The 19,433-nt window shown below is 62.5% G+C and carries 24 protein-coding genes and 5 tRNA genes; 8 read left to right on the forward strand and 21 right to left on the reverse strand.

Annotated elements, in window-relative coordinates; genetic code table 11:
• Window positions 1–97 precede the first annotated feature (97 nt).
• The gene (locus tag AB5Y68_RS03315; RefSeq protein ID WP_039039090.1) at window positions 98–2,500 is read left to right on the forward strand and encodes a DNA polymerase II; all 2,403 of its coding nucleotides are present in this window, start codon (window positions 98–100) and stop codon (window positions 2,498–2,500) included.
• A gap of 134 nt (window positions 2,501–2,634) precedes the next feature.
• On the opposite strand, the gene AB5Y68_RS03320 is transcribed toward AB5Y68_RS03315, so the two are convergent.
• From AB5Y68_RS03320 to AB5Y68_RS03350, 7 genes are all read right to left on the reverse strand, one after another.
• Window positions 2,635–2,711: transfer RNA gene (locus AB5Y68_RS03320), tRNA-Val, on the reverse strand.
• 39 nt (window positions 2,712–2,750) lie between these two features.
• Window positions 2,751–2,827 (reverse strand) — tRNA-Val (locus AB5Y68_RS03325).
• A 37-nt stretch (window positions 2,828–2,864) separates the two neighbouring features.
• A tRNA-Val gene (locus AB5Y68_RS03330) sits at window positions 2,865–2,941 on the reverse strand.
• 17 nt (window positions 2,942–2,958) lie between these two features.
• Window positions 2,959–3,035 (reverse strand) — tRNA-Val (locus AB5Y68_RS03335).
• Between the two features lie 11 nt (window positions 3,036–3,046).
• Window positions 3,047–3,123, reverse strand: a tRNA-Val gene (locus AB5Y68_RS03340).
• Between the two features lie 194 nt (window positions 3,124–3,317).
• A complete protein-coding gene (locus AB5Y68_RS03345) occupies window positions 3,318–4,697 on the reverse strand; it encodes an MATE family efflux transporter (RefSeq protein ID WP_029314480.1) in 1,380 nt (459 codons plus the stop codon).
• A gap of 151 nt (window positions 4,698–4,848) precedes the next feature.
• Window positions 4,849–5,055: a YaeP family protein gene (locus AB5Y68_RS03350; RefSeq protein ID WP_010674629.1), complete on the reverse strand. Its 207-nt coding sequence runs from the start codon at window positions 5,053–5,055 to the stop codon at window positions 4,849–4,851.
• A 133-nt stretch (window positions 5,056–5,188) separates the two neighbouring features.
• On the opposite strand from AB5Y68_RS03350, the gene AB5Y68_RS03355 reads away from it, so the two are divergent.
• Both AB5Y68_RS03355 and AB5Y68_RS03360 read left to right on the forward strand, forming a co-directional pair.
• Window positions 5,189–5,800: a riboflavin synthase gene (locus AB5Y68_RS03355; RefSeq protein WP_039039091.1), complete on the forward strand. Its 612-nt coding sequence runs from the start codon at window positions 5,189–5,191 to the stop codon at window positions 5,798–5,800.
• Between the two features lie 102 nt (window positions 5,801–5,902).
• Window positions 5,903–6,193, forward strand: a complete 291-nt coding sequence (locus tag AB5Y68_RS03360; RefSeq protein ID WP_029314482.1) for a YciI family protein — start codon at window positions 5,903–5,905, stop codon at window positions 6,191–6,193.
• 78 nt (window positions 6,194–6,271) lie between these two features.
• Here AB5Y68_RS03360 and AB5Y68_RS03365 read toward each other — a convergent pair whose 3' ends face one another.
• From AB5Y68_RS03365 to AB5Y68_RS03380, 4 genes are all read right to left on the reverse strand, one after another.
• Entirely contained in the window at window positions 6,272–6,475 is a 204-nt protein-coding gene (locus AB5Y68_RS03365; RefSeq protein ID WP_005336871.1) for a CPXCG motif-containing cysteine-rich protein, read from the reverse strand.
• A gap of 130 nt (window positions 6,476–6,605) precedes the next feature.
• Window positions 6,606–7,265 carry a hexitol phosphatase HxpB gene (gene hxpB, locus AB5Y68_RS03370; RefSeq protein WP_010674632.1) on the reverse strand — a complete coding sequence of 220 codons (660 nt, stop codon included), beginning with the start codon at window positions 7,263–7,265 and terminating at the stop codon, window positions 6,606–6,608.
• A gap of 128 nt (window positions 7,266–7,393) precedes the next feature.
• The gene (purT, locus tag AB5Y68_RS03375) at window positions 7,394–8,572 is read right to left on the reverse strand and encodes a formate-dependent phosphoribosylglycinamide formyltransferase (protein WP_039039092.1); all 1,179 of its coding nucleotides are present in this window, start codon (window positions 8,570–8,572) and stop codon (window positions 7,394–7,396) included.
• 73 nt (window positions 8,573–8,645) lie between these two features.
• Window positions 8,646–9,536: a DMT family transporter gene (locus tag AB5Y68_RS03380; RefSeq protein WP_039039093.1), complete on the reverse strand. Its 891-nt coding sequence runs from the start codon at window positions 9,534–9,536 to the stop codon at window positions 8,646–8,648.
• Between the two features lie 226 nt (window positions 9,537–9,762).
• Here AB5Y68_RS03380 and AB5Y68_RS03385 point away from each other — a divergent pair, with 226 nt between their 5' ends.
• On the forward strand, window positions 9,763–10,350 hold the full coding sequence (locus AB5Y68_RS03385) for an FMN-dependent NADH-azoreductase (protein WP_039039094.1): 588 nt from the start codon (window positions 9,763–9,765) through the stop codon (window positions 10,348–10,350).
• Window positions 10,351–10,445: 95 nt separating this feature from the next.
• Here the strand turns inward: AB5Y68_RS03385 and AB5Y68_RS03390 are convergent, their stop codons facing one another.
• The 4 genes from AB5Y68_RS03390 to AB5Y68_RS03405 all read right to left on the reverse strand — a co-directional run bounded on the left by AB5Y68_RS03390 (window position 10,446) and on the right by AB5Y68_RS03405 (window position 12,825).
• Entirely contained in the window at window positions 10,446–10,625 is a 180-nt protein-coding gene (locus AB5Y68_RS03390; RefSeq protein WP_039039095.1) for a hypothetical protein, read from the reverse strand.
• 161 nt (window positions 10,626–10,786) lie between these two features.
• Window positions 10,787–10,975: a DUF4250 domain-containing protein gene (locus tag AB5Y68_RS03395; RefSeq protein WP_039039096.1), complete on the reverse strand. Its 189-nt coding sequence runs from the start codon at window positions 10,973–10,975 to the stop codon at window positions 10,787–10,789.
• Window positions 10,972–11,442 carry a MarR family winged helix-turn-helix transcriptional regulator gene (locus AB5Y68_RS03400; protein ID WP_010674639.1) on the reverse strand — a complete coding sequence of 157 codons (471 nt, stop codon included), beginning with the start codon at window positions 11,440–11,442 and terminating at the stop codon, window positions 10,972–10,974. Before AB5Y68_RS03400 ends, AB5Y68_RS03395 begins: the two co-directional genes overlap by 4 nt.
• A gap of 150 nt (window positions 11,443–11,592) precedes the next feature.
• Window positions 11,593–12,825 carry a UPF0149 family protein gene (locus tag AB5Y68_RS03405; protein ID WP_039039097.1) on the reverse strand — a complete coding sequence of 411 codons (1,233 nt, stop codon included), beginning with the start codon at window positions 12,823–12,825 and terminating at the stop codon, window positions 11,593–11,595.
• A 271-nt stretch (window positions 12,826–13,096) separates the two neighbouring features.
• Between AB5Y68_RS03405 and AB5Y68_RS03410 the strand changes: the two genes are divergently transcribed.
• A complete protein-coding gene (locus AB5Y68_RS03410) occupies window positions 13,097–13,966 on the forward strand; it encodes a S1 RNA-binding domain-containing protein (protein WP_039039098.1) in 870 nt (289 codons plus the stop codon).
• A 1-nt stretch (window position 13,967) separates the two neighbouring features.
• Complete coding sequence (locus tag AB5Y68_RS03415; protein ID WP_039039099.1) at window positions 13,968–14,279, forward strand: DUF1289 domain-containing protein; 312 nt, start codon at window positions 13,968–13,970, stop codon at window positions 14,277–14,279.
• Between the two features lie 45 nt (window positions 14,280–14,324).
• Here the strand turns inward: AB5Y68_RS03415 and AB5Y68_RS03420 are convergent, their stop codons facing one another.
• From AB5Y68_RS03420 to minC, 6 genes are all read right to left on the reverse strand, one after another.
• Window positions 14,325–14,648 carry an HI1450 family dsDNA-mimic protein gene (locus AB5Y68_RS03420; protein WP_010674643.1) on the reverse strand — a complete coding sequence of 108 codons (324 nt, stop codon included), beginning with the start codon at window positions 14,646–14,648 and terminating at the stop codon, window positions 14,325–14,327.
• A 284-nt stretch (window positions 14,649–14,932) separates the two neighbouring features.
• Window positions 14,933–15,640, reverse strand: a complete 708-nt coding sequence (gene mtgA, locus AB5Y68_RS03425; RefSeq protein ID WP_080767838.1) for a monofunctional biosynthetic peptidoglycan transglycosylase — start codon at window positions 15,638–15,640, stop codon at window positions 14,933–14,935.
• Between the two features lie 53 nt (window positions 15,641–15,693).
• Window positions 15,694–16,020: an HI1450 family dsDNA-mimic protein gene (locus AB5Y68_RS03430; protein ID WP_029314491.1), complete on the reverse strand. Its 327-nt coding sequence runs from the start codon at window positions 16,018–16,020 to the stop codon at window positions 15,694–15,696.
• A gap of 180 nt (window positions 16,021–16,200) precedes the next feature.
• A complete protein-coding gene (minE, locus tag AB5Y68_RS03435; RefSeq protein WP_010674646.1) occupies window positions 16,201–16,470 on the reverse strand; it encodes a cell division topological specificity factor MinE in 270 nt (89 codons plus the stop codon).
• A gap of 2 nt (window positions 16,471–16,472) precedes the next feature.
• Window positions 16,473–17,285 carry a septum site-determining protein MinD gene (gene minD / locus AB5Y68_RS03440; RefSeq protein WP_010674647.1) on the reverse strand — a complete coding sequence of 271 codons (813 nt, stop codon included), beginning with the start codon at window positions 17,283–17,285 and terminating at the stop codon, window positions 16,473–16,475.
• An 18-nt stretch (window positions 17,286–17,303) separates the two neighbouring features.
• Complete coding sequence (gene minC / locus AB5Y68_RS03445; protein ID WP_039039101.1) at window positions 17,304–18,029, reverse strand: septum site-determining protein MinC; 726 nt, start codon at window positions 18,027–18,029, stop codon at window positions 17,304–17,306.
• A 106-nt stretch (window positions 18,030–18,135) separates the two neighbouring features.
• Here minC and AB5Y68_RS03450 point away from each other — a divergent pair, with 106 nt between their 5' ends.
• Window positions 18,136–18,414 carry a YcgL domain-containing protein gene (locus AB5Y68_RS03450; RefSeq protein ID WP_039039102.1) on the forward strand — a complete coding sequence of 93 codons (279 nt, stop codon included), beginning with the start codon at window positions 18,136–18,138 and terminating at the stop codon, window positions 18,412–18,414.
• Window positions 18,411–19,373: a lytic transglycosylase domain-containing protein gene (locus AB5Y68_RS03455; RefSeq protein ID WP_039039103.1), complete on the forward strand. Its 963-nt coding sequence runs from the start codon at window positions 18,411–18,413 to the stop codon at window positions 19,371–19,373. Before AB5Y68_RS03450 ends, AB5Y68_RS03455 begins: the two co-directional genes overlap by 4 nt.
• Window positions 19,374–19,433: the final 60 nt, after the last annotated feature.

Below are 19,433 nucleotides of genomic sequence, written 5' to 3' on the forward strand. Positions count from 1 at the left end.
GCACAGCGCCTGCCCTGAGGGCCCAGCCCGGCAATTGCAGCCGGGTACTGTATGAACGTACAATAGTCCCATCCCACTCTTGAGCCCGACCACCTGCATGACCGACATCCAGCCCCTCCCTCCCGTGACCCCGCCGCTCGACGGCTTCATCCTGACCCGCCATGGTCGGGATGTGCAGGGGCGTACCGAGATCGTGATGTGGCTCTGGAGCGCACAGGGACCGGTACGGGTGGTGGTGCCGGGGCAGGAGCCGGTCTTCTTCCTGCCGGAACGCCACCTGGAGGAGGCGGCCGAGCTCTTCAAGGGGGCCGGGGTGAGGGGGCGTTTTCGCCGCCTCCCCATGCACACCTTCGAGGGGAGCCGGGTGGTGGGCTGCTACTTTGCTACCCTGAGCGCCTTTCACCGCGCCATCGAGCTGCTGCTCATCCGTGGTTTGGAGCACTTCGAGGCGGATATCCGCCTGCCCGAGCGCTTTCTCATGGAGCGCTTCATCACCGCCGGGATGCGCTTTGACGGCAAGGCGAGGCGAAAGGGGGGCAGGCAGGGTTACTGGGAGGTAAACGAGGCGCGCTGTGCGCCGCAGGCGGTGACGCCGACCCTCTCCTGGGTCTCCCTGGACGTGGAGTGCGCCATGGATGGCACCCTCTTCTCGGTGGGGCTCCATAGCGAAGAGGACGCGCGGGTCATCATGATTGGTGCCCCGGAGCCGGACTCGCAGGACTGGGAGACCCCCGTCGAGTGGGTGGCGGACGAGCCTGCCCTGCTCGGTGCCCTGGAGGGCTGGTTCAGCCTGCACGATCCCGATCTCGTCATCGGCTGGAACGTGGTGAATTTCGACTTTCGCCTGCTGCTGCGCCGCGCCGAACTCCACAAGCGGCGGCTGCGGCTCGGGCGCGGGCGGGAGCTCTGCTTCTGGCGCTCGTCCCGAAACGACCCCCAGAGCGGCAACGTCATCATCCCGGGGCGCATGGTGCTGGACGGCATCGATACCCTCAAGAGCGCCACCTGGCAGTTCCCGAGCTACAGCCTGGATGCGGTGGCAAGCGAGCTGCTCGGGCGGGGCAAGGACATCGAGGACGTGGCCAACCGGGGGGAGAAGATCACCGAGCTGTTCCACTCCGACAAGGAGGCGCTGGCCCGCTACAACCTGGAAGATTGCAGGCTGGTGTGGGAGATCTTCGATTTCTGCCACCTCATCCCCTTCGCCATCGAGCGCGCCTCCCTCACCGGTCTCGAGCTCGACCGGGTTGGGGGGTCGGTGGCGGCGTTCACCAACCTCTATCTGCCACGGCTGCACCGCGGTGGCTATGTGGCGCCCAACCTGCCGGCAGACGGCGGGCTCGCCAGCCCCGGCGGCTATGTGATGGACTCCAAGCCGGGGCTCTATCGCCACGTGCTGGTGCTCGACTTCAAGAGCCTCTATCCCAGCATCATCCGCACCTTCTGCATCGACCCCATGGGGCTGGTGGAGGGGCTCAAACACCCGGATAACGCCATTCCAGGCTTTCGCGGCGCCCTGTTCTCCCGAACCCGTCACTTCCTGCCGGATCTCATCGCCACCCTCTGGGCGGCGCGGGATCGGGCCAAGGCCGCCAGTAACAAGGCCCTCTCCCAGGCCATCAAGATCATCATGAACTCCTTCTACGGGGTGCTGGGGTCGGGGGGCTGCCGCTTCTACGACCCGAGGCTCGCCTCCTCCATCACCTTGCGGGGCCACGGCATCATGCAGCAGACCCGGGAATGGATAGAGGCAGAAGGGTTCGAGGTGATCTATGGGGATACCGATTCCACCTTCGTGCACCTGGGGAGCGATATCCGTCTCGAACAGGCGGACGAGATTGGCCAGCGACTGGCGAAGATGATCAACGACAACTGGGCCGCGCTGATCAGGCGGGAGTTCGACCTGCCGAGCCATCTGGAGATCCAGTACGAGACCCACTACCGCCGTTTCCTGATGCCCACCATTCGCGGGCTGGAGAAGGGGAGCAAGAAACGCTATGCGGGACTGGTGGGCGAAGGGGAAGGGGAGCACCTGGTGTTCAAGGGGCTGGAGACGGTGCGCACCGACTGGACCCCCCTTGCCAAGGCATTCCAGACCCGGCTCTACGAAATGGTATTCCACGACCAGGATCCCAGCAGCTATGTGCGCACCATGGTGGACGAGACCCGGGCCGGCCGTCACGACGATCTGCTCATCTACCGCAAGCGGCTGCGCCAGAAACTCGAGGAGTATCAGAAGAACGTGCCGCCCCATGTGCGGGCGGCGCGCCTGGCGGACGAGGAGAATCTGCGCCGCGGCCTGCCCCAGCGCTATCAGCACAGGGGCACCATCGCCTACCTGATGACCCTGAACGGCCCCGAGCCTTTGGAGTACCGGCGCAGCGCCGTCGACTACGAGCACTACATCGACAAGCAGCTCAGGCCCATCGCCGACGCCATCCTTCCCTTTGTGGGGGAGTCGTTCGAGCGGATCTGCGGCCAGCAGCTCGATCTCTTCTGACAACGCGAGGTAAACGCGGCGGCCATGGCAGAACAATGGCGGCCCGCGGGCCAGAGGGAGGCAGAGGACGGGGGAGAGCGGGTGTCAGAGCCGGGCAATGCAAAAAGCCCGCTATCAAGCGGGCTTTTCAAATCTGGTGCGTCCTAGTGGATTCGAACCACCGACCCCCACCATGTCAAGGTGATGCTCTAACCAGCTGAGCTAAGGACGCAGGGTGCGCAAGGCGACTTTGTGTGTCATTGCAGGGGAGTGGTGGGTTTAATTGGATTCGAACCAACGACCCCTACCATGTCAAGGTAGTGCTCTAACCAACTGAGCTATAAACCCACATCAAATTCATATCTGCAATTTATTCAAACTGTTATGGTGCGTCCTAGTGGATTCGAACCACCGACCCCCACCATGTCAAGGTGATGCTCTAACCAGCTGAGCTAAGGACGCATAACAGGGTTTCGTGATGGTGCGTCCTAGTGGATTCGAACCACCGACCCCCACCATGTCAAGGTGGTGCTCTAACCAGCTGAGCTAAGGACGCATCACGAAAAGTGGTGGGTTTAATTGGATTCGAACCAACGACCCCTACCATGTCAAGGTAGTGCTCTAACCAACTGAGCTATAAACCCACTTCATAAACCGGGCTGAAGACCCGTTTTATCCCGCCAGCACTGCTGGCGTGGTCGGCATACTACCCATGGCCCCCAAGGCTGTCAACAAGGGACATGCACAAAGGAGACTGTTTGCCCAGTTCTTGTGCAGCCTGTTGATTTTACAGGCGAGCCGCCCCAAAAGTGCGGCTCCCCGTGCCCCTGGCCGCGCCCTATTGCGCCCGGGAGAGGGCGGTGCAGGCCGCGGGGCTGGCGAAGCGGCCGTAGATGACGCGCAGCCGTGCGCCCAGCATGAGGGCGGCGGAGGTGAGACCGACGATGAAGCCTATCCAGAATCCCTGCGGGCCCATGCGCGGTACCACCCAGTCGGTCAGCCCCAGGATCATGCCGGTGGGCAGACCCAGCCCCCAATAGGCGACGATGGTGACGTAGAAGATGGCCTGGGTATCCTTGTAACCGCGCAGGGCTGCCGCGGCCACCACCTGCACCGAATCGGAGATCTGGTAGATGGCGGCGAAGAAGAGCAGGGTGGCGGCGAGGCCGATCACCTGCAGGTCGTCGGTGTAGATCCCCGCGATGGGGTCGCGCAGCAGCACGGTGAGGGCGGCGGTCGCGGCGGCGACGCCCATGCCCAGCATCAGGCCGGTGCGGGCGGCGACCCTGGCCTGATCCGGTTGACCTTCCCCTATGTTGTGACCGACCCGGATGGTCACGCCGACACCGATGGAGAGGGGCAGCATGAAGACCAGGCTGGAGAAGTTGAGCGCAATCTGGTGACTCGCCACCGTCTCCGCGCCGAAGGGGGCCAGCATCAGGGCCACCACGGTAAACAGGGTCACCTCGCAGAAGATGGCCATGGCGATGGGGAACCCCAGGCGGAACAGGCGCCAGATCCGGCTGCCGTTGGGGCGTGCCAGCTGGGCGAACAGGTTGATGCGCTTGAAGTGGGCAGAGCACTTCACATAGACGATCATCGCCAGCAGCATGGCCCAGAGCACGATGGCAGTGGCCACGCCGCAGCCGACGCCGCCGAGTTTCGGCATGCCGAAGTGGCCGTGAATGAAGATGTAGTTGGCGGGGATGTTGACCGCAAGCCCCACGAAACCGATCACCATGGTCGGCATGGTGTGGGAGAGCCCCTCACTGAAGTTGCGCAGCACCTGGAACATCACGAAGGCGGGCAGGCCCCACAGGATGGCGTGCAGGTAGCCGGCAGTCTTGGCCGCCATGACGGGATCCACGTCCATGAATTGCAGTGCCAGGGGGCTGAAGTAGAGTGCTACCATGGCGATGGGCGTGACGATGAGGGCGAGCCAGAAGCCCTGGTGCACGGCGGGGCGTACCTCGTCCTGCTTGCGGGCGCCGTTGAGCTGGGAAACGATGGGAGTGAGGGCCATGATGATGCCCTGCACCAGCAAGATGATCGGCAACCAGAAGCTGGACGCCACCGACACGGCGGCAAGATCCACGGCGCTCACCTGTCCCGCCATCACGGTATCGACGAAGTTCATGGCGATCTGGGCCACCTGGGCGACCAGAATGGGGCTGGCTAGACGAACGAGCTGCTTCGCCTCGGACCAATAACGTTGCACTGACACCTCCGAGTGGATCAGATAAAAGAGAAAGAGCGGGCAAGAGAGATGGGCTTTTGCCTCCTCGTCCTGAGGAGACAAAATGCGGGGGTGTCATTTTAGCCTGAAAAACCGCCAACGGGGAAGGTCGGCGGCAGATTTGTAGCCGGGATCAGGCGTCTTCGTGATCGCTGATCAGCAGGTTGGCCGCGGCATAGGCCGCCTGCTCGCGCAGATCCGCCGGTACCCGCTCGTCGGAGGCCACGGCGTTGAGCGCCCGTATGCTGGCGGCAATGGCCTGGGGCACATAACCCTGCTCGCCGGAGCCAATCTGGTTGTAGGCGATGCGAATGGCTTCACAGCATTGATATACCTGCATTTTTGTTTCCTCATTCAGTCTGGATTGATTGGGGTCACTATAGCGATCGCGCCTCTCCTTGTCAGCCGGCACCCTTGTCTTGCAAGGTGCCCGGGGGTAACCTGCCGACAATTTTCACAGCCTGGAGAGACTCATGTTCACCGGCATCGTACAAGGGACCGCCGAACTGGTGGCCATCGATTCACTGCCCAATTTTCGCACCCACGTGATCCGCATGCCGAGCCCGGCCTGGGGCGAGGGGCTGGCCCTGGGGGCCTCGGTGGCCCACAACGGCTGCTGCCTGACCGTCACCCGGGTGGAGGGGGACCTGGTCAGCTTCGATCTGATGCAGGAGACTCTGCGCCTCACCAACCTTGGGCAGCTGGTGGTGGGTGACAAGGTCAACGTGGAGCGGGCCGCCCGCTTTGGGGACGAGATTGGCGGCCATGCCATGTCCGGCCACATCATGGGCACGGCCGAGGTGACCTCGGTCATCGACACCCCCAACAACCGCCAGGTGTGGTATCGCCTCGATCCTGCGCTCATGAAGTACGTGCTGACCAAGGGCTACATCGGCATCGACGGCATCAGCCTCACCGTGGGCGAGGTGCGCGCCAGCGAGTTCTGCGTCAACCTGATCCCCGAGACCCTGGCCCGCACCAACCTGGGCTGGGTCAAGGCCGGCTGGCGGACCAACATCGAGATTGACCCCCAGACCCAGGCCATCGTCGACACGGTGGAGCGGGTGCTGGCGGCGCGCCAGTAACCACCTGAGCGCTGCCCCCAGGGTACGAAGAGGAGGGCGGCATCACGGAAAAGGCGCCCTCCTGTGGAAGAGGCGCCGCCCCAGAGCCTTGGAGACTTCCCTATGTTTGTCGTGACATTGACCTATGTGAAACCGCTGGCGGAGATCGATGCCCTGATCCCGGCCCACATTGCGTGGCTGGAGCGGCAGTATGCCGCAGGCCATTTTCTGGCATCCGGGCGTCGGGTACCCCGAGTCGGGGGCGTCATACTGGCGCAGGGAGTGAGCCGAGACGCCCTGGAGGCGATGCTGGCAGAGGATCCCTTCAAGCAGGCAGAGGCGGCCGATTATCAGGTGGTGGAGTTTGTTCCGACCATGACGTCGGCGAAGGCGGCGTGCTTGAGGGAGGCGTGATCCAGCCTGACGATGGCACCAGAACAAACGGGACCCACAGGGTCCCGTTTGTTTTTGTCTGTGTCTGGACAGGGGGATTCAGAACAGCTGCTCGTCGTCGGCATCCACGAAGAGTTGCAGGCAGTCGCGGGCTTCATCCCGGTGCAGCCGCAGATGGATGGGGTTGCAGCAGGCCATGCAATCTTCGTAGAACTCCTGATCCCCCTGGCTGGCATCCAGCTCGACCCGGGTGTGGTGGCCGCAGTGGGGGCAGACGATACGCTTGCTGGTGTATTCGATCATGGTGACCTCCTCGGGCCCGTGGGCCGTCTCTGTGCTCCTGCTGATTCTAGTCGCCACAAGGCGGCGCAACCGCGAGCAAGCGCACGTTTATGAGCGGGCTCAAGGGAGGCAGGAGGTCAGTCCGTGTTGCCTACTTGACCCAGCCGGCCAGCATCTCTGCGTTCAGCTCGGCAAGAGAGCGCAGCTCGTGGTTGGCGATGGCCAGACGGGGATCGCCGACCAGCGCCGGGTCCGGCACGATCAGCGCCGTCATGGAGGCTGCCTTGGCCGCCAGCAGGCCGGTGAAGCTGTCCTCGATGGCGAGACAGTGCACAGGCTCGACGCCGAGCTTCTCGGCGGCGTGGATATAGACATCCGGGTGGGGTTTGCCAAAGCGCTCCACCTCGGCGGAGTGGACCGCCATGAAACGGTCCTGGATGCCGAGTTTGCCGAGCACCGCCTCGACCATGGCAAACGGGGAGGAGGTGGCGAGCCCGATCTTGAGCCCTTGGGCCTCGATGAGGTCGAGGGCTTCCAGCACCCCGGCCTTGGGCTGCCCCTCTTGCAGGATGAGCGCGATCACCTGATCCAGAATGCGCTGTACCACCTCTTCCTGGCTGGGGCTGCTCCAGGGGCGGATCCGGTACCAGTGGGCCACCAGCTGATCGATGCGCACCCCTATGGTGGAGTTGCAGTCCTCCTCGGTGTGGAAGTGGCCCAGTTCGGCGAAGACGGCCATCTGTGCCCGTTGCCAGAAGGGTTCCGAGTCGATCAGAACACCATCCATATCGAAGATCACGGCAGTTAACATCTTGTACTCCTGACATAGGTGAAGGGGGGATTATAAGCCCGGTGCTTCAATGGGAAAGGGGCAGTCACCTGCCCCTTGCGCCGGATCACGCAGATAAACGTTTGTTTTTGCGTGGTAAAGCGGATTGCCTAGAACAGTACTTCTACCCGGGCTGCCACCGTCTTGGCCTGCTCCACGGCTTCCTGGCAATCCTGCCCACGGGCGAGCGCCACCCCGAGGCGACGACGACCTGCGATCTCCGGCTTGCCAAAGAGACGCAACTGGGCACCCGGCACCAGGGCCAGTGCCTCGCCAATCCCCTGATAGCGGATATCCTGGCTGTGGCCTTCCCGCAGCACCACGGCAGAGGCGCTCGGGCCGTACTGGGTGATGGTGCCGACGGGCAGCCCCAGGATGGCGCGCACGTGCAGGGCGAACTCGGAGAGATCCTGGGAGATCAGGGTCACCATGCCGGTGTCGTGGGGGCGGGGGGAGACTTCGCTGAACCACACCTTGTCACCCCTGATGAAGAGCTCGACCCCGAACAGACCGTAGCCGCCAAGGGCTTCGACCACCTTGGCCGCCACCTCCTTGGAGCGGGCCAGGGCCAGCTCGCTCATGGCCTGGGGCTGCCAGGATTCGCGGTAGTCGCCATCCTCCTGACGATGGCCGATAGGCTCGCAGAAGTGGATGCCATCGACGGCGCGCACCGTGAGCAGGGTGATCTCGTACTCGAAAGGAACGAAGCCTTCGACAATCACCTTGCCACGACCGGCACGGCCCCCCTCCTGGGCATAGGTCCAGCTTTCATCCAGCCTGGCGAGATCGCGCAGCAGGCTCTGCCCCTTGCCGGAGGAGCTCATCACCGGTTTGACCACGCAGGGGAGGCCGATGGCCTCGACGGCGGCCACAAACTCCTCCTTGCTCTGGGCAAAGCGGTAGGCAGAGGTGGGCAGCCCCAGGGTTTCGGCGGCGAGGCGACGGATCCCCTCCCGGTTCATGGTGAGCTGGGTGGCGCGGGCATTGGGCACCACCTTGACCCCTTCCTGCTCGAGAGCGGCCAGGGTGTCGGTGGCGATGGCTTCAATCTCGGGGATGATGAGGTCGGGCTTGACCTCGGCCACCAGGGCGCGCAGGGCGGCACCATCCAGCATGTCCAGCACGCGGGCCTGGTGGGCCACCTGCATGGCGGGGGCGTTGGCATAGCGGTCGGCGGCGATCACCTCGATACCGAGCCGCTGCAGCTCGATGGCGACCTCCTTGCCGAGTTCGCCTGATCCCAGCAGCAGGGCGCGGGTCGCAGTGGGGCGGGTGGCGGTTCCAAACATCTGATCTCTCCTGAGGTCGGTGGTCAGCAGGGCTGATCCGGGTGAGCAAAAAAAGAGGCACGCATGGCGTACCTCAGGAAGTGGGTGGGTGGGCGCGCTGCTCCAGATGGGTGAGCAGGGTGATGGCGCCGATGATGATGGCCGCCCCCAGCCACAAGCGACCGGGGGGCGCCCAGCCAAATACCAGCCAGCCGGCCAGCACGTTCATGGGCAGCTTGGCAAAATCAAAAGGTTGCACGAAGGAGGCCTCCGCCACGCTGTAGGCGCGGGCGATGGACATCTGGGCCAGTGCCGACAGTACGCCCGAGGAGGCCACCAGCAGCCACTGGGTTTCGCTCGGCCACTGCCATTCAGGGATCGCCAGCATGGCGTTGAACGGGGTGCTGAAGACGAGCAGGTAGACGACGATGGTGTGGGACGACTCGCTGGCCGCCTGATAGCGCACCAGCAAGGAGTAGCCTGCCCAGAAGAGGGCGGCCGCCACCGGCAGCAGGGAGGCCAGGGTGAAGTCGTCGGTCCAGGGGGCCAGGATCAGCATGGCGCCCACAAACCCCGCCAGGGTCGCGAGAATGCGGGCCCGGCTCACCTGCTCTTTGAGAAAGAGGGCTGATCCCAGGGTGGCAAACAGGGGGGAGGTCATCAAGAGCGCGATCCCCTGCCAGATGGGGACGGGGACCGCCAGTGCCCAGAGCCAGAACTGGATGCCGGTCACCGCAAGGGCGACCCGCAGCAGGTGCAGGCGCAGCTGGTTCGTCATCAGGGACTGGCGCAGACCGTGGCGCACCAGCCAGGGCAGCAGGCAGACCAGGGCGATCAGATATTGGTGAAAGGCGACCTGGGTCGAGGGGAGGCCGAGCGTGAAGCTGACATACTGGCTCAGGCTGTTGACGGCGGCGAAGCAGAGGCCTGCCACCATCATCCAGACGGCGCCGGCAAAGGGGGAGTGCCTGCGGGAGGAGGTCATGAGATCCGGATCACGTACAAAAAGTGCGGCGGATCATAACGGCAATCGTTTGTCATGCCAAGGGTGCGGAGTTTGATGAGCCCCTCTCTGTCGAGGAAATGCACAGACATCAAATTTTTTGAATGACTTGAGCATCTATTTTCGCTATCAGGCTTTAATGCCAGTCTTTATAGTGACCTCCATCGACAGCCTGGCTGTTCAATTGACAATCAAATGGAGTTTCACCATGGCCAATATCCTCGTTCTGAAGTCCAGCATCCTGGGCCAGTATTCCCAATCCAACGCCCTGATCGACGGCTACCTGGCCGAGCGCCAGGGTGACACCATCCAGGTACGCGATCTGGCGACCCTGAACCTGCCGGTGCTGGACGGCGAGCTGGCCATGGGCCTGCGTGGTGGCGAGAACCTGAACGAGCGTCAGCAAGCGGTGCTGGCCCAGTCCGACGAGCTGGTCGCCGAGCTCAAGGCGAGCGATCTGGTGATCATCGCGGCCCCCATGTACAACTTCAACATCCCGACCCAGCTGAAAAACTGGATCGATCTGGTGGCCCGTGCCGGCGTGACCTTCCGTTACACCGAAACCGGTCCGGTCGGCCTGGTGGAGAACACCCGCGCCCTGGTGGTCAGCCCCCGTGGCGGCATGCACGTGGGCAATGCCACCGACCTGGTGACCCCCTACATGCGTACCGTGCTGGGCTTCATCGGCATCAACGAAGTGGACTTCATCTATGCCGAAGGCATGGGCATGGGTCCGGAGGCGCAAGCCAAGGGGATCGAGCAGGCCAAGGAGCAGCTGGAAACCCTGGCTTACTGATGCGACTCGGGGCCTGGGCCCCCAGTATCCTGAAACAACAACGCAGCCCTCGGGCTGCGTTGTTGTTTTTGCGCAGGCATCACGCTCTGGCGTCGTTATTCGCGCAGGAAGTGGCGACAGCCGCTGCCGACCATCAGAAAGACCGCCACCAGGGAGGCCAGCAGCAGGGTGGTGAGCCACTGCTCGGCGCTGCTGGGGACCTGGGGGAGGAAGAGGCTGATCACCAGCAATGTGCAGAGGGTGATCAGGCTGATTGGTCGAATGAGGCGCATCATGGGTCATCCTTGGCTGCGGGTGGTGAACGAGAGGCTAACCGCGGTCTGTGACAACAAGATGTATCCATACCTCTTGCGAAGATCAACTGACCGGGTAGCCACCACCTTAGCAGCTTTTGCCGACGGAGCCAGCGGCATGGGTCGGGTTGTGATCCGGATCCCTATCTGAACTGCTTCTGATCTTCCTGATAGTGAAAATCGCCACTGGCCAGTCTGGCAATCAGGGCCTCTTGATCGAGATCCTGCGCCCGGCAGAGATCATCGAGATCCTCGTAGTGATCACGCAGCTGCATGTTGACCAGGCTCAGCAGCATGTTGACATCCATGGTGGCAAAGTTGTTCAGCTTCATGAGGGTTGCTCGTTGTCCAGCAGGTGAAGTTGTTCGATGGCATCGCTGACGCTCTGCAGGTGCAGGCGAATGCTCTGGCGCGCCTCGGCCGGCAGATAGTCGGTGAGGGTGTGCTGCCAGCTTCCCGCTTCCGTCTTGAGCTGCTGGAACAGGGTGAGCCCCGCCGGGGTGAAGGAGACCAGGCTGATGCGCTTGTCCTGCACGCTGTTCTCGGTGAACAGGATGCCTTTCTCCACCAGACGATGGATCTCGCGGGAGATCCGTACCTTGTCCATGCCGCTCGCCTCCACCAGCTCCTTCTGGCTGATGGGGTAGTGGGGGCCGAGCACCATCATCAGGCGCCACTGGGGCACGGTGAGTTGGTACCGCTGCTGATAAAACTGTTCAAAGGTATCGCGCACCATCTCAGCGGCGTGAACCAGCTGATAAGGAGGGTAGTGCGCGAGCAGCTCAATGATCTTCGACATATGACATCCTGCTGTGGCGGCTGCATCGGGTGCAGTTTCTCTTGATACTTTGGCCTTGATGATACGTAACACAGGGGCATTTGTCTGACCAGTCACCAGAAAAATGTGCGTTTGCGCACGTGTTCTGTCATCGAATCGGCAATTGGGGTCTCAACTGGCCTGCTTGCCCGCACTCTTTCGCAGCCATATCAAGGCGTTGTGGGTCAGCCAGGCCTCGCGACTCTGCAAGGCGTAGAGCGCCGCCTCGTCACGGCTGCCTCCCTGCCAGCGGCGAGGCTCCTGCTTGGGCAAGCGGCGCTGGCCCAGCAAAGTGGCGGGCACATGGGGATTGACCCCCATTGCCGCCGCCAGATGAGGGCGCGCCGCCGCTTCCCCTTCGCAGACAAAGCTCATCAAGGCCTTGTTGTAGAGCAGCCAGCAGGAGGCTTCATCAAAGCGCACCAGCAGTTGTTGCAGGGCATCCCACTCCCCTTGCCAGGCATAGAGGGTGGAGAGGGGGTGGCGGCAAGCGGGCTCGTCGGCGCGGCAGAGTGCGAGCAGGGCCAGGTACTCATCCCGAGCCTGCCCAAGCTGCCCAAGTCGCAGCAGGCAATCGGCTCGACCGGCCCTGGCCGCGATCAGAGGGCGTGCCTCGGGGACCTGCCAGCCATGGCCCGCGTGGGCTTGCCAGAATGCCTCATCGAACAGGAGGTTGGCATCGGCAATGATGCGCTCGAACCAGCCAAGGCGAGGGAGGGGATCGCGGCTCTCTGCCGCCAGCTCGAACCACTGCTGCCACTGGCGAGTCTGCTCGTTGTCCAGGGACGGGCTCTCTTCAGGCTCGGCCTCGTAGTGATCCTGGCCGAGCAGGAGGTTGAGGGCCGTCTTCATCTGCTGGCGTTGACGCTTGCAAAAATCGAGGAAGGGGAGCTCGCTGGCCGCAGCCTGGTGCAGCATCATGGCCATGGGCTTGTCGCGAAACAGGCAGAGCTCGGCCACCAGGCTGAAGCGATGGCGGGTCGCCGGATCGTTCAGGTCGGTCGGCGCCGGCCAGCAGGCCACCCCCTGACTGAAGCCATAGCTCCATTGGCCCAGAGGATGGCGCTTGTCAAACACCTGCTCCGGGTTGTCGGTAGAGAGGCGACACTGGCTCGGCAGGGCCAGCTGCGCGTCGTCGGCCTGGGCTTCCAGCTCGGCGATCAGGTGATGCAGCGCCTCGGCACTCTTCTCGTCCAGCGCTGCATCATGAGGCAGCAGGCCGGCCAGCGGATCTTGCCAGTCGGGGGCAACGGGCCCCGTCAGACGGGCGCACAGGAAGCCGTGCAGGGCGGGGTAACTCATCTCCTGCTGGCTGTGGGTCTGGATCCATTGATTGAGATGACGGGTACGAGTGGCTGGGTTCATCGACGCTTCCTCTGGATTTGACGGCCGCGAAGTCTACCTAAAAGTGGGGTTATTTGCAGCAAAGGGGAAACTGAATGCTGCTAATATCGTCAATCTGGCCGCCCGGGAGCGGGAAAAGAGGTCAGACACAGGGGGGAGGGGCTAGGTCCTGCTGCCGCTCTGGGGTAACATGCGCGCCTGCATGACATAAATCGGCCCCGTCCTCTCTCATCTGACGGCGGCGATGCACCTCTATATGACGGGTCTTCCATGAGATGGGCCCATCCGGATATTGAAAGAAGAGATCACCATGTTACAGATTGGCAAGATGAACACCCTGACCGTCGTCGAGATCGAGGAGCGCGGCGCCTGGCTGGCGGCGGGGGAATACGGCGAGCTGCTGCTGCCCAGGCGCCAGTTGCCGGAAGGCGTCGCCGAGGAGAGCGAGGTGTCCGTCTTCCTCTATCTGGATGCGGATTGCGAGCCGGTGATCACCACCGACAAACCCTTCGCCATGGTGGGGGACATCGTCGGTCTCAAGGTGGTCAACGCCAACAAGATTGGTGCCTTCCTCGACTGGGGCATGAAGAAGGATCTCTTCGTTCCAAGCCGCGAGCAGAACAAGCCGATGCAGGTGGGCCATGTCTATCTGGTGCACCTGATGCTGGACAACGAAGGGCGCATGGTCGGTACCAGCCGTCTGGAGCGCTTCCTGCGCATCGACCCTCCTTTGAAGAGCGGTGACGAGGTGACGGTGCTGCCGGGGGAACACACCCCCCTTGGCATCAAGGCCGTGGTCAATGGCCAGTACGCCGGCATGCTGTTCAAGAACGAGGTGTTCGGCCGCGTGATGACGGGCCGACCGCTGACCGCCTGGGTCAAGCAGGTGCGCGAAGATGGCAAGCTGGACCTGACCCTGCAAAAGCCGGGGCTGGCCCGGATGGATGACGCCGGTGCGCGCATCCTGCTGCGCCTGCAAAAGCAGGGGGGCAGCCTTGCGGTGGGAGACAAGAGCGATCCTGACGTCATCTACAAGATGTTCAGCATGAGCAAGGGCACCTTCAAGAAAGCGATTGGCGGCCTCTACAAACAGGGCAAGATCGTCATCGAGGAGCACAGCATCCGCCTCGTGGGCTCCGACACGCCGGCAGGGGACGAATAAGTTGCCGAGTCCCTGCATCGGTGACTGCCGGGCCAAAGAGGGGCTCTGCCTCGGTTGTGGCCGCACCCTGACCGAGATAGGCCAGTGGTCCACCATGGACAGCGAGGCCCAGCTGGCCCGCATGGCCGAGCTCGATGGCTCGAAGAGCACCCATGCCTGCCCGGGCTGCGGCGAGCCGGCGTTCTGCGCCGTATCGGCGGGGGAACCCATCGAGCGCTGCTGGTGCAACCAGCTTCCCGCGTTGCCTATGAGCGATGCCAGCGCCTGCTGGTGTCGCCGCTGTCTGGCCAAGGCCATCGCGGCACGTCCCTGACTCGGGCATCGCAAAAAACGAAAAAGGCGCCTGGGGCGCCTTTTCTTATGCCTGTTGCTGGCGGTGCCAGCGGATATGCACGTCGTGCTCGCTCTGATCCCGGGGGAGCAGGAAGGTGGCGTAGATCACCTCGAACTCGTCCTGATGATCCAGCAAGCCGACCCAGACCTCGGCCCAACGTGCCATGTCCACCGGCTCGCCGAGTTCGGTCGACCAGTCGGCATTGGGCAGGGTTGCCTCCACCGCGCCACGTTGCTCGAACTCGAGGGTGATGTCGACGATTTGTTCGGGGGCCAGCATGTCGGCGGCCTGCTCCAGAAACTGATCATAGGCCCACTCGACCAGCTGATCCGGGCTACGTTGTTCCATGAAATCACTCCAGATACGTCCAGGTTCGCCACTTTAACAAGTATTGGGATGGGCAGCCAGCCCGGGGGCGGTGACGCCGTGCTGTCAAATGGCGGGATCAGGGGATAAGGTTAACAGAGCCGCCAGCAGGGGCGGCGTGACGGGGCGGCCTGGCAAGATGAAGCGACGACAGTACAGAAGGCAGATCAAGCGGCGGCGCGAAACCTGGTGGTGGCACTATCTGCCCCTTCATCGGGAAACCGTCGGCGGCCATCTGGGGCCCGCCTCTGATCCGCTGGATGGCGCTACTCTGTGCCGTGGACCCGGTTCAGGGTGACTTGGCCGAGTTGACCCATCTGACGACGGATCCAGGCCGAGCGCTGTTGCACATAGGGTGAGGGGGGCTTGACCCGATAACGCCAAGGATTGGGCAGGGCGGCGGCGAGCAGGGAGGCCTCGTAACGGGTGAGGCGTATCGCCGGTTTGCCGAAGTAGTGCCTGGCGGCCGCCTCGGCGCCATAGATGCCGGGTCCGAACTCCACGATGTTGAGATACACCTCGAGAATGCGGGACTTGTCCCAGCCCAGCTCCATCAACAGGGTGAACCAGGCCTCTATCCCCTTGCGCAGGAAGCTGCGATCGCTCCACATGAAGAGGTTCTTGGCGGTCTGCTGGCTGAGGGTGCTGGCACCGCGCACCCGCCCGCTTTGCTGGTTGTGCCTGAGGGCCGAGCTGATGGCGTCCATGTCAAAGCCGTGATGTTCGGCAAAGCGCTGATCCTCGGCGGCGATCACCGCCAGTTGCAGCTCCCGGGAAATCTGCTCAAGCGGCACCCAGTCGTGCTTCACCTCGGCCACCTTGGCAGGGGGAAACAGGGCGCGTTCGAGGCGCCAGGTCCACATGGGAGGGTCGATGAAGCGCAGCAGCGCGACCGAGACGATGGTGCTCGCAAAGGCGGCCAGCAGCAGCTTGCCGAGCCAGCCCAGCAGTCGCCGTCTCCGCGAAGGCCTCACGGGCTCGGGCCCGCCGTCCCAGTCATAGTGGCCAGGATCATCGGGATCCGGAATTATTGGGGCAGCCATTCGATGTGGCAGAACTTCTCGTCGACGCGGCGGGAGAGCAGCATGCGGGCAAACAGGTGCTCGTACTCTTCTTGTTCGTTGCCAAGGCCGACCCAGATCTCGGCATAGTCGGCGTCGCTCACCTCAAATCCCACGTCGGCCGCCCAGTCGTCGGCGGGATCGGTCTCCGCCAGCAGGCCGCGGTCGTTGAACTCCTGATTGAAGCGGACGATCTCCTGCTCGGGCAGGTTGTCGGAGGCCAGCTCCATGAAGAGTTCGAGGGCGGTGTCGAGCAGTTCCTCGACGCTGTGCATTTCGTCATTCAAAGACATAAAAGCCGTGTTCCAGATAAGGGGGGAGGGAAAGTCCGTCGGCAGCGCCTCGGGGTGCGCGGTATTCTAGCTGGCCCTGATGCCCTTGGCGAGATGCCGGGACGCAAGGCATTAAAAAACCGGATCCTGGGAAAGGATCCGGTCTTCATTGGGGGAAGGGGTCGCGCATGGTGCGTCAGCTCATCCCTTCTTCTGGTCGTCGGCGAAGGTGATGTTGAGCTCCAGCACCGACAACTCGTCACTCTTCTGATCAAGCTGGACGGTGATCTTGTCCGGGTCGATCTGCACGTATTTGCGGATCACGTCGAGGATGTCCTGCTTGAGCTGGGGCAGGTAATCCGGCCCCCCTCTGGATGAACGCTCGTGAGCCACGATGATCTGCAACCGCTCTTTGGCCAGTTGTGCGGTGTTCTGTTTCTTGTTGGAACGAAAATAATCCAATAATGACATGCTTAACTCCCGAACAGTCGGCTAAAGAAGCCCTTCTTCTCTTCTTCCAGAAAACGGAAATCCTTGGTGTCACCCAGCAGACGGGCGACGGCGTCCTCGTAGGCCTGACCGGCATCGGACTCCTTGTCCAGAATGACCGGCTCGCCGGAGTTGGAGGCGCGCAGCACCGCCTGGGACTCCGGGATCACCCCGAGCAGTTTGATGGCCAGGATCTCCTGTACGTCCTGCACGCTCAGCATGTCGCCGCGGTTGACGCGGGTCGGGCAGTAGCGGGTCAGCAGCAGGTGCTCCTTGATGGGATCCTCACCGCGCTCGGCACGGCGGGACTTGGAGGCCAGGATACCGAGGATGCGATCCGAGTCACGCACGGAAGAGACTTCCGGGTTGGTGGTGACGATGGCCTCGTCGGCGAAATAGAGCGCCATCAGGGCACCGGATTCGATACCGGCGGGGGAGTCGCAGACGATGTAGTCAAACTGCATCTCCGCCAGCTGATCCAGGATCTTCTCCACCCCTTCACGGGTCAGGGCATCCTTGTCACGGGTCTGGGAGGCGGGCAGGATGAACAGGTTTTCGCAACGCTTGTCCTTGATGAGGGCCTGGTTGAGGTTGGCTTCCCCGTTGATGACGTTGACGAAGTCATAGACCACGCGCCGCTCGCAACCCATGATGAGATCCAGGTTTCTCAGACCAATGTCAAAATCGATGACCACGGTCTTGTGGCCACGCTGGGCCAGACCGGTGCTCAGTGCCGCGCTGGTTGTCGTCTTGCCAACGCCACCCTTGCCCGATGTAACGACTATGATTCGCGCCATTCTCGCTTCCTTGTAACTCTATTTGATTCGGTCTATACGAAGTTGTTCATTGTCGAGCCGGATATGGACCGGCTCTTGTATCACGCCTGCAGGCAATGCATCGCTGAGCTGGAAGGTGCCCGCGATGGAGAGCAGCTCGGCCTGCAATTGCTGGCAATAAATGCGGGCCTTGGGATTGCCCTTGGCCCCTGCGATGGCTCGGCCACGCAGGGCACCATAAACATGGATGCTGTCATCGGCGATGACTTCGGCGCCAGGGCTCACCGAGCCCAGCACCACCAGCGAGGTGCCGGCTGCATAGATCTGCTGACCGGAGCGCACCGGGCCCACGTGGACCTTGCTTGCCTCCACGGGCGCTGGCACCGGAGGAACCGGTGCGGCCTCCACTGGCTTGGGCTCAGGCACTGGCGGCGTCGGTTCAGGCTCTGCCTTGCGGCTCTTGCCTGACACCATGACGGCGAGGCCTGCCGCCTTGGCGGCCGTCTTCATCGCCTCGTCCCGCGCCCCCGTGATCCCGACCAGCACGAAGTCTTCCGACTCGACCAGCTCCCTGAGCTGTTCGAAATCGGGGATCGCCTCGAGGCGTTCCACATTGAGGACGAGGGGGGCACAATTAAAAAACTGGGGGGCCTGCGCGACCTTGGCCTCCAGCAGTTGTCGGATCCGGGCCGGATTGCCATCGCTGAGATGCAACACAGAAATAGTGAAGGTGGTCCCTTTCAATTCGTTATCGCGTTCAACCATGAATCTTCCCCGAACCGAGACGGTAATACGTTATTGTTATTCAATTCCTGATGTTATAGTTTGCCACCACCAGAGGCAATAAACCCGTCGGATTATATCAATTTCCATGTTGTGTGCAGTCTATAAAAGTCGCAAAAAAGCCGAGACCTATCTCTTTATTGAACGAAGAGAGGACTTTTCCCGCGTTCCCGAGGTGCTGATGAGTACCTTCGGGCGTCCCGAACTGGTCCTGATGACCAAACTGGACCCGGCCAAGCCCCTGGGGCTGGCCTCCACGGAGCGGGTGATGGCCGCCCTGAAGAGCCAGGGCTTTTATCTGCAGGTGCCACCGCCACCGGAAAACCTGCTGGAGCAGCACAAGGCGCAATTAAAGGACGCACGATGAGGGCGGGGCGGCTGGCACTGCTGTTGTCAGGCGCCCTGTCGGGATCGCCGGTGCAGGCCGGCCCCGATTTTGACCAGTACGTGGCAAGCCTCAAAGAGCAGGCGCTGGCGGCGGGCATGTTGCCCGAGACGGTGAGTGCGGCCTTTGCGGATGTCCACCTTGTCGATGCCGCCATCAGGCACGACAAAAATCAGCCGGAATTCAAACTGACCCTGGACACATATATTCCCCGAGCGGTGCCGGAATGGAAAGTCAAGCAAGCCCAAACCTTATATCGCCAGCATTTGCCGCTGCTCACAAAAATAGGCCGGGAATATGGGGTTCAACCCCGCTTTATTGTTGCCTTGTGGGGAATTGAAACCAATTTCGGCAAAATAACCGGTCATTATCCCCTTATCTCTTCTCTCTCGACCCTGGCCTGGGACGGTCGCCGTGAAGCCTTCTTCAAAGGCGAGTTGTTCGATGCCCTGCGCATTCTGGAGCAGGGACATGTGAACCCCGCCCACTTCAAGGGATCCTGGGCGGGGGCCATGGGACAGGTGCAGTTCATGCCCTCGTCATTCCTGCGATACGCGGTGGATCAGGACGGGGACGGCAAGAAGGATCTCTGGGGCAATCTGGCGGATGTATTTGGATCGGCTGCCAATTATCTGAGCCAGAACGGCTGGCGTGAAGACCAGACCTGGGGACGGCGGGTGAGGGTGCCCGAGGCGCTCGATCCGGCGCTGCTGGGGCTTGAGATCCGCAAGCCGCTGTCGGCCTGGCAGGCGCTCGGGGTGCGGCAACTGGACGGCTCCCCCCTGCCCAGGGTCGACATGCAGGCCTCCCTCATCCGCCCCGACGATATTCACGGGCGAAGCTACCTTGCCTATGACAATTACCGGGTACTGCGTCACTGGAATCGCTCCCCCTATTTCGTGGTGGCCGTCGGTACCCTGGCCGATCGCATCGTGAAATAGCTCTCCCCTGTTCTCCTGTCACGGCGAACGGGTGGAGGTGATATGCCCGTCTCTTTTTAT

Source organism: Aeromonas sp. R6-1 (assembly GCF_040908165.1).
Lineage (GTDB): Bacteria > Pseudomonadota > Gammaproteobacteria > Enterobacterales > Aeromonadaceae > Aeromonas > Aeromonas caviae.